Raw genomic sequence first — 13117 nt, 5'->3', positions numbered from 1 at the left:
GATCTACCTCGCCGTAAAGGACGAGGGGCTGGCCACCATCGGCGAGGTGGCCGACCACTACGGCATCTCGCAGCACCACCTCACCAAGGTGGCACACCAGCTCGGGCTGGCGGGTTTCATTGCGACGGTGCGGGGCAAGGGAGGCGGGCTGCGGCTGGCACGCCCCGCACGGGAGATCGGGCTGGGCGCGGTGGTCCGGCATACGGAGCCCGACATGGCCCTGGTGCCCTGCTTTGCCTCGTCTGAAGCTCCGGCCGGATTGCCTTGCCCTATCGTGCCGGCTTGCGGCCTGCGCAGCGTGCTGGATGAAGCAAGGCAGGCGTTCATGGCGGTGCTGGACCGCTACAACCTGGCCGACCTCGTCAAACAGCGGACCGGACTGCAGGCGCTCCTAATGCTTCCGGCCGGTGCTTTTGCCCCTGGGAGCACTAAGAGAATGGCCGGGCCTGATCCCAAGGAGACTACGTGAAACAGCTTGCGTGATCCGAATAGATTGCCTTTTGGGCTCTCCTGGAGGAAGGCGGTCTATCGCCCCCTCACGATTTCAATCCCAGTCAGACCAACAGGCCGCCTCACGCAATACATTCGTTGAATGTCTTCAAGCGCCGGTGATCAGCTCCCTGATGCGGGATGCGAGCGCCTCCATAGCGAACGGCTTGGTCATCACGTGCATGCCCGGATCCAGGTGACCATGGCTCAGCACGGCGTTCTCAGCATAGCCGGTGATGAACAGAACCTTCAGACCCGGGCGCACGAGGCGAGCCGCATCCGCCACCTGACGGCCGTTCATGCCACCAGGTAAGCCCACATCGGTGACCAGCAAATCGATCCGGACAGTGGATTGAAGCACCTTTAGCCCGGCCGCCCCGTCACCGGCCTCAATCGCGGTGTAGCCCAGATCTTCCAGGACCTCTGTCACCAGCATCCGGACCGTGGGCTCGTCGTCGATCACAAGCACCGCCTCGTCATGTTCGGCACGCGGGGCGTTGGACAATTCTGTCGCAATCTCGAGGTCTGCCACCTCACCATGATGGCGTGGCAGGTAGAGGCAAGCCATCGTGCCCTGGCCCAGTTCCGAATAGATCCGTGCCTGGCCGCCGGACTGTCTGACAAAGCCGTAGATCATGGACAGCCCAAGCCCGGTGCCCATCCCGATCGGCTTGGTGGTGAAAAAAGGATCGAAGGCGCGGGCGATAACTTCCGGGGGCATGCCGGTACCATTGTCGCTGACACAAAGCGAGACGTACTGCCCTGGTGGCAGTTCCCGCTCCTTCGCGGCGCGCTCGTCCAGCCAGCGGTTGCCGGTCTCGATAATCAGCTTGCCACCACCCGGCATGGCATCGCGCGCATTGATGCAAAGGTTCAACAGCGCGTTCTCGAGTTGGCTCGGATCGACCAGCGTGGTCCACAGACCGCCACCGGCGATCGGCTCTACACTGATCTCCGGTCCCACGGTCCGGCGGACCAGTTCCTCCATGCCAGCGACCAGCCGGTTCAGGTCGGTTGGCTTCGGGTCGAGTGTCTGGCGGCGTGAAAAGGCCAGCAACCGATGCGTCAGCGCCGCCGCCCGCTTGGCCGCGCCCTGGGCTGCGTTGACGTAGCGGTCGATGTCCTTGATCCGGCCCTGCGCCACCCGGGCCTGCAGCAGCTCCAAGCTGCCGCTGATGCCCGTCAACAGGTTGTTGAAATCATGCGCCAGCCCGCCGGTGAGCTGCCCCACGGCCTCCATCTTCTGGCTCTGACGCAAAGCATCCTCGACCCGCTCGCGCTCGGCGATCTCCGCCACGAGGCGTGCATTGGCATCGGCCAACTCTCGCAAATGCAGCTTCTGCTCGGTCAGGTCGGTGAGAACCCCGCACAGCAGCGTCACCCCATCCTCGCTGCGCAACAGGTTCAGTGAGACGTAAACCGGCACCGGCCTGTTGTTCGAGGCACAGAGGGTAAGCTCGCCACGGGCTACGGCATACCGAGCGCCGTCGAGCAGCCGATCAAAAGCATCTCGGTCTTCAGGCAGCATGAAGGGCCGCAGAGGCTGGCCGATGACCCGCTCGTGCGACATGCCGAGCATGCCAGCAAGGCGCCGGTTACAGTACAATATTGTTCCGTCACCTCCGAGAGTAACGGTGCCTTCCTGGATCTGCTCTATCAGCACACGATAGGGGCGGTCGGCGCTCTCAAGCGTGTAGATCCGGTGTTCCTCTACTGGTCCACCTACCACCAGCGCGTCCACTTCGCCGCGCCGGATGGCATCGAGCGTGTCCTCGCTCTCCTGGAGGCGCCCTTCGAGCTCCCGAATATGCTCGATCAGCGCCGCCTTCTCGGCGACGTCCAGGTCAGGTGGCATCATGGCCCGGGGGCCGTAGAGGCGTCAGGTCCAGGCCCCGCAGGACCCGTTCGGTTTCCGACAGGTCGCCAATGATGCGTCGTACCGGCAGTGGTAGCATTTTAACCAGGGTTGGCGCCGCGATGACCTGATGGCGCCCGGCAAGCTCGGGCTGCTGGTATATGTCGACCACCTCGAGGTCGACCTGTCCCGCCAGCTGCTCCGCGCAGATGCGGCGCAGGTTCTCGATCGCTTTCCGCGACCGGACAGTGCTGCCGGCCACGAACAGGCGTAGCCGGTGGGAAGGTGGATCGGGAGCCTCATTCTCAGCACTCAAGTGATCGGCGTCCTGGGCCGTATGTCGAGGCCGACCAGAACCTTCTCGGTGTTCGACAAGTCGCCGATGATGCGCTTGAGGGGCGCCGGCAGTCGGCGGACCAGGGTTGGGATGGCCAGGATCTGGTCTCCCGCCGCCAGCTTCGGGTTCTTCAGAAGATCGATCACTTCAATCTCATAGCGCCCGGCCAGGTGCTCCTCGCAGACCCGCTTGAGATTGACCATGGCTGCAAGCGACTTGCTTGTTTGGCCTGCCACATAGAGGCGCAAATGGTATTGTCCAGGGCCAGCGTCGCAGTCGGACGCGTCTTCTGTCGAGGCTGGATTGAGGTTCACTCTGCGGCTCCCCGAAGTGTCGCAACAGCGACCCGATCGCTTGCGAGCGTGGCCTCGTGGGTATCCTCCTGGGTTAGCAGGAGGTTTGCCTCCTCTTCCTCGATCTCCAGCGCCGCCCGCAACTCGCCGATCTGCCGCTCCATCGCCTCCCGACGCCGGGCAAGGTCACGACGCCTGCGCTCGACTTCCTGCTGCCGGCGCGCCGCGGCGGCCCGCTCACGGGCGGCCTGTGACATGCGGGCAGTGCCGGTCAGCACGCCTTCGGGGCCGATATAGGGTTCGATCAACTCAATTCCGGTGTCGGTCATCCGGTACTCGCGCACCTGGTTGGAGTGACTCATGCCACGGGCCTTGATGACGTAGAGGGCACGATTGCGCTCGCCGTTCGCCTCCACGTCTTCCAGCCTGACCCAGGCGTCCATCAGGGACGAAAGGCCCTGATCGGTGCCCTCCACCATCGTCCCATCAGTGCACAGGCTGGTGAACAGCGCCGTGATGCCCCGGCTTTTGAGCAGGTCCATCATGCGCAGAAGGGTGGCGTGCACCTCCGTGTCGGGACCACGGAAGGCCGAGATCGGGTCGATCACCACCACGTCGGGCTCGAAGCGGTCGAGGTCGCGGTGCATGCGTGCCAAATGCATTTCCAGGCCGTACAGGCTGGGACGGGCCGCCTCGAAGCGCAGCAGGCCGGCACTGACCCACCTCTGCAGGTCCAGTCCGACAGAAAGGGCATTGCGGCAGATCTCCTCGGCACTTTCCTCAAACACAAAGGAGAGGCACCGCTCGCCGCGACGGCACGCAGCGTCGGCGAAGTGACTGGCAATAGTGGTCTTGCCGGTGCCCGCCACTCCTGACAGCAGAATGCTCGAGCCGCGAAAGAAGCCGCCTGTGCGGAACATGGCATCGAGGCCTGGGATGCCGCTGGAGATGATCTCGCTTGATGCCTGACGGTTGAGCCCGGACGAGGTCACCGGCAGAACGCTGATGCCGTCACCGTCGATCAGGAAGGGGTACTCGTTGGTTCCGTGCGCCGAGCCGCGGTACTTCACGATCCGCAATCGCCGCGTGGTAATCTGGTCCTCGACCCGGTTGTCGAGCAGCACCACGCAATCGGACACGTACTCTTCCAGGCCCTGGCGGGTGAGCTGCCCCTCTCCGCGCTCGCCGGTGATGATGGCAGTCAGGCCGCGGTCCTTGATCCAGCCGAACAACCGTCGGAGCTCAGCCCGCAGCAGGGCGGGATCGGTAAAGCCGGAGAAGAGGGTTTCGATTGTGTCGAGCACCACCCGCTTGGCGCCAATCGCGTCGACGGCGAAGCCCAGGCGCACGAAGAGGCCCTCAAGGTCGTACTCACCGCTCTCCTCGATTTCGCTGCGCTCGACACGGACATAGTCAATTGCCAGCTTGCCCTCGGCCACCAGCCCATCGAGGTCGTAGCCGAGGGAAGCAACGTTGGCGGCGAGATCCTCGGCCCGCTCCTCGAAGCTCATAAAGACGCCAGGTTCACCGAACCGCGTCGCGCCGTTCACCAGAAAAGTAACGGCGAACAGGGTCTTGCCGCAGCCGGCCGCCCCGCAGATGAGGCTCGGCCGACCGGCTGGCAGTCCGCCCAGGGTCACTTCATCGAAGCCTCCGATGCCGGTCGGAGCCTTCGGCAATAGAGCCGGAAAGGTGGTTGCCTCAGAGGGCATGGGTGGGCTTGTCCTTGGGGCGCGAAGTTTGAGCGGAGTTTCTTTGGACGCTGGCCGGAGAATGCGGTGGTGGGCCGGAGATTCGCTGCCGCAGCACTGTTTCGATGAAGTTGGTCAGGGTGCGGTTTTCCTCGCGAGCGCGCTGGCGCATCTCGGCCAACAACCCCGTCTCGATCCGCACGGTGATGGGCGTCTTAATCTGAGGGTGCTCCCAAGGGGAAAGGAGGCACCATCGTATTGCATCCTGGTGCGGACCGCATCCCACGATCGTCTGAGCCCATCAGCGCGGCCGCCTATCGGCCAGACGAGTTCATCCCGCCGGGATGAGGGCGAGGGTTGAGGCCGACCCCTGATATGTCAACCCGTTGCAGCGGGTAACGGCGAACAACACATCGGCCCATCCAGACCCACCCAGGGCCATGGTATGGCGGCTCAGGCCGACCATAAAGAGAACCATAAGCCCGGCGGTGCCGATCATCGAACCGCTTGACGAGCCGGGTTGAGAACGCTTCGGGGCAAGATTGGGAAAGATATACTCGAGATCATACATGCAGGAATATTTTGCTTAGTTTTAACCCTAAGTTCCTTCCGACAGAACGAAAGCTGCCAGATTCGTCGAAATTTGCAATTTTGCCTTGTCTATAGATGTAGTTCTGGTTTCCTCACGCCACCGTGAAGAAACGAGGCAGATAATGACGTCAGCGCGTAGTGAACTTCTGGACGCAGCCCAGGCCTTTGAGGTCACGATTGCCGACACGCCGGAGAAACTCCGCGCCGCCTATCGTCTGCGGCATCAGGTCTACTGCATGGAACGCGGCTACGAGCCCAGCCAGGGCACGCTGGAAACCGACCGCTTCGACCTGCGCGCTGGCCACGCGCTGCTGACCCAGCGTAGCACTGGACGTCTTGTCGGCACGGTGCGGATCATCGCTTCTTCGTCTACTGGTCTTGGTCTCGGACTTCCCTTGGACAGTCTTTGCGAGCGCGCCGTCACTCGGTTGGTGCCACGGCACCGTACGGGCGAGATCAGCCGCTTCGCCATCTCGAAGAGCCTTCGCGACGTCAACGTTGATGGCATTCCACTCCGCCTCGGTCTCATGCGCGGGGTGGTCCAGCTAAGCGCTGAGATGGGCATCCAGCACTGGTGTGCCGTGATGGAGCATACGCTGCTTCGCCTTCTCCGTGGCAGCGGCATCCACTTCCAACCGCTCGGGCCGGCCGTCGAGCACCACGGCCTGCGTCAACCTTGCTGGGCTCCTGTGGGCCAGGTGCTGGGGCGTATGCGGCATGAGCGTCCTGACGTGTGGGATTACGTCACTGATGGTGGATCGCTGTGGTCAACAGATCTCCATGCCGAAGCCGCCTGAAGCAGGCATCTGCTCGATGCCTATCTTGGGATTAGGCGCGGCGGTTAAGCAACCAATCCCGTGCGACCGAACAACGCGACAGCACTCGTGCCGATTACCAATTTCAGTCTATTCAATGGTTGGCGCTTCCTTGGCTCCGGCGCCACCTGCGTCGGCACGGAACCACCTGATCACGCCCGATCGATTCGGGTAGACGGAGCGGAGGCACTGCCCTGCCCCGTCTCTAGTCAAGCTGAAAGCCTTTAGCGCTTGGTGGGGTTGGCACCGCTGATGTTGGTACCCAGCGTCTTGTCCACGGCACGGCTTGCCGCCGTGCCGGGCGGGTTGCTTGTGGTGTCAGTCGTGCTGACGCTGCCCGCTACCGTGCCCTTGGTACCAGTGGTGTCGTCCACCTCGACCTCGGTGTGACGCACGGTGTCGTGGACTGTTTCGGTCCGCTCGGTTACATTCTTGCGGATCACCACCTCCTCGACGACCCGAGCTTCCTTGGCCACCACCGCCTGCTCGGCGTGCTCAGTGGCATCGATAACACGCTCGCGGAAGACGTCGTCGGCATCGGTCAACGGCCGGTCCACGGCGCGCCGCTGCACGTCCACGTGCTCCTCACGCAGCGTCACCTGCTCGGTGACCGGTGTCTCCACGATGTAGGAGCGCACCCGCACCCGGCCACGCTCGGCATCCCGCTTGCCGACCCGGATCTGCTCCTCGACGATCGGAATCACCTCCTCGGCCCCGGTACGAGATGTAGTGGCAGCAGCGGCAGGCATGGATGGAGAAGTCCCAACCGCAGCACCAGTCGCGGTGTCAGCCTGGTAACCTGTCCAACCGGACTGCTTCCACTCGGCTTCCTGAGAGTCGAGATCCACGGCGCCGTTGTGCTCCAGGATGTCCATGGCCCGGTCGAGCATACCTTCGTCGACGTCGGCCGAGACCACGACATTGCCGCGACGGATTCCTTCGGCGTAGGCCGAGCGGTCCTTGTCGGGAACAAAGAGATCCTTCAACGAGGCCCAGAAGCCTGTGTCCTCCGTAGCAGCTCCGGAGGTGGCCACACCGGTCGAGCCCGTCTCGGCGGCGTGCACCCGTACTTGGCTGCTCTCAAGGCCGAGTTCGCGGGTAAGCTGGCTGACGGCCCTGTCGGCAGCGGTTCGATTGCTGAACATGGCGGTGATGGTACGCGTCATCATTCATCTCCTTTGATGTTGGTATTTTGGTCGACCCTCTCGGAAGGCGAGTTCACCTGTCCCGGGGCCAACCTTTCAACCGTGGCACGCTGCACCCGTCGCTTAACAGGCTGTGCAACGTGTTCCTCGCTGTCGATAAGGCGCAGCCGGATCTCTTCCTTGAGAACCAGGCGTCTCACGACCACCAGCTCCTCCTCGACCACGGGGACGATCATCACGTCGCCCTCCTGGCGGGTTGCCGGCACCTCCTTCACCTCACGGCCGACGGGCACCCGCTCAATCTCGGTACGCCGGCTCCGCAGGGTCTCCTCGACCGTCTCGGTGGTCAGGGAGACACGAACCCGGCCGGTCTCGACGGTCCGCTTGCTAAGGCGGAGTACCTCCTCGACCAGCGGGATGACCTCTTCAGTCCTACCACTGGCGAGCAGGCTGCCCGACGTCGGCACCAGTTCGGCATCTGGCGCCCCTGCCCTGTGTTCAGGCGACACGGGCACTGCGGACCGTCAGCAGGTCGCGGGTGCCGCGGCGGGCGCCGAGCACCGAGGCGATTGCGCCTAGCAGCATGATTCCGAAGACCGCAAAAGCGGCCTTGGCGGCTCCGGAGGCTGCGGCGTCGGCCGCACTGCGCGCCTTCTCCTCGGCCTGCCGTGCTGCCTGCGTTGCTTGCTGCTCAGCCTGCTGCACCCGGGCCTGGGCATCCTGCGGACTGAGGTTGTACTCGGCCGCGACCAGCCCATTCAGGCGGTCGCGGTCGGTGGCCGAAAGCTGGCCATCGGTCACCCGCCGGGTTACCAGCGTGGCGATCTCGGCCTTCCGCTGATCGGAAGTCATCGTGGCCGGAGCCCCGCCGCCACCGCTGAGAGCGCCCTGCACCCGGTCCACCAGGCCTTGGGCCGCGTTCTGCAGCGTGCTGGTGCTTGTCCGGTTGGCTGCCTGCTGACCCACGGCGGACACGGCCGAACCAGCCCCGCTCGCGACGCTGCTGACCAGGCTGGAGGCGCCGGATGCGGCAGTGGAGGCGATGCCGGAAACCAAGTTGCCCAGCAGCACCGCCGAGATCAGGAAGGTGGTGCCCCACACCGCCAGGCCGTGCAGCGTGCCGTCGGTGTTGTCCGAGGTGCCCGACAGCCGGGCCGCGACATAGCCGCCAATGGCCAGCCCGATCAGGTTGGAAACCAGCACCCAGATGGCGGCACCTATCCCGAAGGAGGAGGCGGAGGGTGTGTCTCGCGCGGCGACATCGACCGTGGTGGTCCCAATCCCGGCACCCAGGGCGTTCAGCATCAGCCCGATCGTCAGTGCCACGACGGCGCCGGCAATCACCGCGCCCCAAGATACGCGTGACGGGAGCGAGGGGGCGCCTTCGGGGAGGACTGCCGTTGTCGCGACGTCGTAGCCGCTTGTTGTCGTCTGTGTCGGCATGGAGAGGAGCCTTTGTTGTTAAGGGTTGTGATGGAGCAAAGCCCAGCGGGTGGACTTCTCTGAGCGCGCAGCGGTTTGAGCTTCTGAATGCGCTTAATCTGTCCCCACTTTCGTAGGCTTGCCCGCGCCGGCGAATGCCTACCGCGAAACTCTCGCAGGCCTGCACATCGTCGCCTTCAGCATGCTTTTTATCAAGCGCGCCGCAGAAGTCGCTGCAAGGACGTAACACTCTCAAAGCTCTTTGGTGTTGTCGAAAGCCGTGCGTGGAGCTACGCTGGAATTTGGGTGACGCCGTGATCAGGCGGCGTTCTGTGCCAGCGTGTTGGTGACCTCGACGCCATTCTTGAATGTGACGCCCTGGATCAGCTTGGGCAACTGGTTCTCGCCCTTGAGCCGGCGCCAGGTCTTGGCAGCCGCCATGACGAGCTTGAACACCATCAGTCGGGCGGTGTCCTGCGACAGCGCGCCTTTGGTGCGGACGGTCCGGTGCCGGACGGTGGCGAACACGCTCTCGATTGGGTTTGAGGTACGCAGATGGTCCCAGTGCTCGGCCGGGAAGTCGTAGAAGCGGAGCAGCGCGTCCCGGTCCTTCACCACGCAGGTGACCGCCTTCTCGTATTTGGCCCCGTACTTTCCAGAGAAGGTGGTGATCGCCTTGTCGGCTGACGCGCGGTCCGGCGCCTGCCAGATCTCGCGCAAGTCGGCCTTGGCCGCTGGCTGGACGGATCGGGGCAGCTTTTCCAAGACGTTGGCAGTTTTGTGCACCCAGCACCGCTGATGCCGGGTGGCCGGGCAGACCTCCTCCAGCGCCTTCCAGAAGCCGAGCGCGCCATCCCCCGTGGCCAGTTCGGGCGCGATCACCAGGCCACGCGCCTTGAGGTCCACAAGCAGTTCCCGCCAGCTCTGCGCGCTCTCCCGTAGGCCCACCTGGAAGCCCAGGAGCTCTTTCTTCCCTTCCGGCGTTGCCCCGATCAGCACCAGCATGCATTCGGCCTGCGGCTCCATCCTGGCCTGCAGGTAGACGCCGTCGGCCCAGACATACACGTAGCGCCGTGCCGACAGGTCGCGCCGCTGCCAGCGCGCATAGTCCACCCCCCACTCGTCCCGCAGCCGCCCGATCACCGAGGGCGAGAGGTTCGGCGCCTCACGGCCCAGCAAGGCCCCGAGTGCCTCCTGAAAGTCGCCCATCGAGACCCCGCGCAGGTAGAGGATCGGCAGCAAGGCATCCAGGCTCCGCGTCCGCCGCGCCCAGCGCGGCAGCAGCGCCGAGGTGAAGCGGATCCGCTCGCCGCCCATCTCCTCACCCGCATCCCCGCCGGCGCCACGGTCGCGCAGCTTGACCCGCTGCACCGGCACCGGGCCAATCCCGGTCTGGACCGACCTCTCCGGGCCATGCCCGTGCCGCACCAGCCGCTCGCGCCCGTCCGGTAGCCGCAAACCCTTCATCTCGGCCAGGAAGGCCTCCGCTTCGGCCTCGATGGCCTGCGCCAGCAGCCGGCGGGCCCCGCTCCTCAGCACCGCCGTCAGCGGGTCCTCCACCGTCTCCGGCTGACGAAGTGGGACCACAGTGCTATCTCTCGTCATGGCGTATCGCTCCTTCGGGAGGTTCAGGCAGGCTTGTCACCCACCTCGATACGCCGCCTTTCTCACACTGCCATCACCCACTTTCCGCCATAGCTCCGCGGCGTCCGGCTACAGATCCTAGAACCGCTCGCGCCTCCATGAACCGGAGCCGCCCGGCCGAGAGCAGGACGATGCTGGCCCGTTGCACATGCTGAGCGAGCGGTGCAAGTCGCCTGGGCTCGTGGCCAGCCGCGCCTAATCCTCTGGTATAACGATAATACTGAGGGTCTGGGCCATGCCGCCAGATCTCCAGAGCAGCAGACCTTGTGAATCCCATGGCGACACTTATGGATTAAAAATCCATTCTCAAGGAGAGATAAAACCTTCGCTCGGCTTCAGCTCCAATGCTCTGACGCTTGCGCTCGTGCAGCAAATTGGAACCTTCGAGCGCGATAGTTGCCTGATCGGTTAGCTTGTACGCGACGCGTGCGGCAACGGAAGCGTAATCACTCACCTTGACTGGCAGAACGCCTCGCTCCGTGGCTCGGTACCCCTCCATTATGCTAGAATATCGGCTAAACAGGTCAGCGCGCAGCGGCCCTCTTCCCCAACCTAAACGCGCTGAAACCAAGTTGCGCGGTGATGCACGATCGAAGTTGGCGTAGCTTTGCCTTTCTCCCTCTTCAACGACCGCTAGGCGGTACTCGATTCCCCAATCAAATTGCTCCAAAGCGCGGCCAGATGCCGACAACTCCGCCCCGTAGGCGTGGGATGAGTCAAGGTTGTAGGGGATGATAGCCGGTAACATCGTCAGGGATGAGGTTGCGTTTGGGAAGGAGCCCAGAGACGCATTCATCCCGCGATTGATCTGGTAGAATGCCGTCGCCCCGGCCCGTCCGTTGATGGCGCCGATCTGCCGGCTGTAACCGACTTCATAATCGTCAACCGTGTTCGGCTTTAGGTTGGGTGAGCCTACGGTCGCGTGACCAAGACTGGGCGCCAGCGTTCGTGTTCCCGTATCGAAGTAGCTGGGTATGCCAACACCGCGCGCGGCCAACACACGAACTGTATCGACATCTGTCGCTCTCCAGACCAAACCGGCGTTCCAAGACAGGGTACCATAGTTCCGGTCGTAATCCCGATCTCCAAACGGAAAGAAAGGACTGTCATAGCCGTGCGCCTTCAACCAAATATGGTCGTAACGTAGCGCGGCAGTCCATTCGACATCCGGTGAAATGGACCAGTTCCACATGCCCCCCGCAGCCGCGATATCGTAGTTCCCTCTAAGACCGCGCAAGAGGGAAGTGTTGATCACACCATTACTGGTAGAAGCCCCCGCGGCACTGATGGTGTTATGACGATACTCCAAGAACGGGCGAATGACGTGTGCAGCTCCAAACTTCACTGTGTCACTGATCTGCACCACCGTAAGGCCCTGTTGGAGCAGTTCCGTGCCAAGCAGCCGGGCATCGAGTGCGTTATGGTAAACTGAGAGCCCGATGGTGCCTGCTCCCGTGTCGGCCGTGATGCGCCCACGCACGCTCCAGGTTTTTACATCCCATGGGAGCAACAGCCCTGGCAGCTGGAATTCGCCGCCGATCGATCGAGAGTAACTGGTGTCAAAGCCCGCCTGCACGGTGTCGCTAAGACGGATCACAGTGTCGGCCGCGAATTGTCCGTGCGACACGTCACGATTGGCACCAAAGCCGGTTTCAAAGGGCTGGTAGCCACGCTGCCAGGCATGCTGATCGCGGAGGCCCGCTGAAAGCCGCAGGCCAGATCCATCGCCAAGCGGCACGGTGCCGACACCGGAGAGCTCGCCATACCGGCCGGTGCCTGCCCGGACCACGGCATTGTTGACCCGATCATAAGCGGGATCGAAAGTGATGATGTTGATCACGCCGCCGGCAGCATTGAAGCCGAACAGTGCGCTGTTAGGCCCTCGTACCACCTCGATCTGCCTGATCTCGGACAGCTGCACAGGGATGTTGTCCCAGGAGGTGCGGCCGAAGGCGTCAAGGTAAACCTGTCGGCCATTCACCAGGACCAGCACGCGCTGCGAGTTGGGAGCGGCGTAACCTCGAGCGCTCACTGAGAAATCCTCGGGACCGTACTGCTGCACGTCAAGCGAGGTATAGCGCGCCAGCACGCCCGGGATGTTGCTGGCACCCGAGCGTCGGATCTGCTCGGCCGAGATGATGTCCATGGCGACCGGGACATCAGAGGCGCGCTGCGGCTTGCCGGTGGCACTGGTGGTCACCGGTTCGCCGAACATCTCCTCCAGTGCGGCCCGGTCCATGCTCTGCGCCGTGGCGGACGTGAAGATCGCCAGGGTCAGCAGGCCCACCTGGACTGCAACTCGGCCCGCGTCGAGGCGGCCGCGAGACTCGTTCGTGACCACAATCAACGCTCCTGGATCATCATGCGAAATGCGGAAACAAAGGTGACGCCCGCTGCTTGGGCGGCGGTGCGGCTGACAAGGATTTCGACGCGGGGCTCGGTACGCACCGTCATCACCACCGCGCCCGTTTCAATGAGCTCGCGATCTGTGGTCACGGTCAGAACTGATCGGCCGGCGATCGCCCTCGCCACCAGGGCGGCGTGTGGCACGGCCGATCCGGTTAGCAGCAGGGCAGCGGTTCCCGCCTGGCCTGCTGTCTCGACTGTAACCAACCTGGGGCGCAGGGTCAGGCTGCCGGCGCGGAGGCCTTCACCGAATGCTCCGGCAACGCGCTCCGCCTCGGCGCGGCCTTGTGCCGATTGTTGAGAGTACACGATGCCCACCTCAGCAGCGCCCCTGGGGGCACCTTCGACGAAGGCGAGGGCGCGGGCGAGCACCTGCAGGTCGCGTGCTGTCGCCTCAGCAAGGGCCGATTGGCTGGGTGAGCCGAAAGT

General features: G+C 63.8%; 13 protein-coding genes. 2 read left to right on the top strand and 11 right to left on the bottom strand.

What is annotated here, in order from left to right; translation table 11 throughout:
* The coding region (locus D9599_RS28880; protein ID WP_198384794.1) for an Rrf2 family transcriptional regulator at positions 1–469 on the top strand (469 nt) is incomplete at its 5' end.
* Positions 470–598: 129 nt separating this feature from the next.
* Here D9599_RS28880 and D9599_RS28875 read toward each other — a convergent pair.
* The 5 genes from D9599_RS28875 to D9599_RS28855 form a co-directional block, all read right to left on the bottom strand.
* On the bottom strand, positions 599–2347 hold the full coding sequence (locus D9599_RS28875; protein WP_198384793.1) for an ATP-binding protein: 1749 nt from the start codon (positions 2345–2347) through the stop codon (positions 599–601).
* A complete protein-coding gene (locus D9599_RS28870; protein WP_198384792.1) occupies positions 2334–2660 on the bottom strand; it encodes a circadian clock KaiB family protein in 327 nt (108 codons plus the stop codon). The genes D9599_RS28875 and D9599_RS28870 overlap by 14 nt, the downstream gene beginning before the upstream one ends.
* A complete protein-coding gene (locus D9599_RS28865; protein ID WP_309228751.1) occupies positions 2657–2995 on the bottom strand; it encodes a circadian clock KaiB family protein in 339 nt (112 codons plus the stop codon). Before D9599_RS28865 ends, D9599_RS28870 begins: the two co-directional genes overlap by 4 nt.
* Entirely contained in the window at positions 2992–4686 is a 1695-nt protein-coding gene (gene kaiC, locus D9599_RS28860) for a circadian clock protein KaiC (RefSeq protein WP_198384791.1), read from the bottom strand. Before kaiC ends, D9599_RS28865 begins: the two co-directional genes overlap by 4 nt.
* 310 nt (positions 4687–4996) lie before the next feature.
* Positions 4997–5236, bottom strand: a complete 240-nt coding sequence (locus D9599_RS28855; protein WP_198384790.1) for a hypothetical protein — start codon at positions 5234–5236, stop codon at positions 4997–4999.
* Between the two features lie 142 nt (positions 5237–5378).
* On the opposite strand from D9599_RS28855, the gene D9599_RS28850 reads away from it, so the two are divergent.
* Positions 5379–6053, top strand: a complete 675-nt coding sequence (locus D9599_RS28850) for an N-acyl amino acid synthase FeeM domain-containing protein (protein WP_198384789.1) — start codon at positions 5379–5381, stop codon at positions 6051–6053.
* Positions 6054–6295: 242 nt separating this feature from the next.
* Here the strand turns inward: D9599_RS28850 and D9599_RS28845 are convergent, their stop codons facing one another.
* The 6 genes from D9599_RS28845 to D9599_RS28820 all read right to left on the bottom strand — a co-directional run.
* Positions 6296–7237, bottom strand: a complete 942-nt coding sequence (locus tag D9599_RS28845; RefSeq protein WP_198384788.1) for a YsnF/AvaK domain-containing protein — start codon at positions 7235–7237, stop codon at positions 6296–6298.
* Positions 7237–7725, bottom strand: a complete 489-nt coding sequence (locus D9599_RS28840; RefSeq protein WP_198384787.1) for a DUF2382 domain-containing protein — start codon at positions 7723–7725, stop codon at positions 7237–7239. The genes D9599_RS28845 and D9599_RS28840 overlap by 1 nt, the downstream gene beginning before the upstream one ends.
* Positions 7715–8659 carry a hypothetical protein gene (locus D9599_RS28835; protein ID WP_232481061.1) on the bottom strand — a complete coding sequence of 315 codons (945 nt, stop codon included), beginning with the start codon at positions 8657–8659 and terminating at the stop codon, positions 7715–7717. Before D9599_RS28835 ends, D9599_RS28840 begins: the two co-directional genes overlap by 11 nt.
* A gap of 297 nt (positions 8660–8956) precedes the next feature.
* The gene (locus tag D9599_RS28830) at positions 8957–10243 is read right to left on the bottom strand and encodes an IS256 family transposase (RefSeq protein ID WP_198384786.1); all 1287 of its coding nucleotides are present in this window, start codon (positions 10241–10243) and stop codon (positions 8957–8959) included.
* Between the two features lie 331 nt (positions 10244–10574).
* Positions 10575–12623 carry a TonB-dependent receptor domain-containing protein gene (locus tag D9599_RS28825; protein WP_309228750.1) on the bottom strand — a complete coding sequence of 683 codons (2049 nt, stop codon included), beginning with the start codon at positions 12621–12623 and terminating at the stop codon, positions 10575–10577.
* A gap of 2 nt (positions 12624–12625) precedes the next feature.
* The coding region (locus D9599_RS28820; RefSeq protein WP_198384784.1) for a YfiR/HmsC family protein at positions 12626–13117 on the bottom strand (492 nt) is incomplete at its 5' end.

The organism is Roseomonas sp. KE2513 (assembly GCF_016107305.1).
In the GTDB taxonomy this organism is placed as follows: Bacteria; Pseudomonadota; Alphaproteobacteria; order Acetobacterales; family Acetobacteraceae; genus Roseomonas.
Note: the sequence above shows the minus strand (reverse complement) of the source record. Positions and strands in the feature narration are given on the sequence as shown.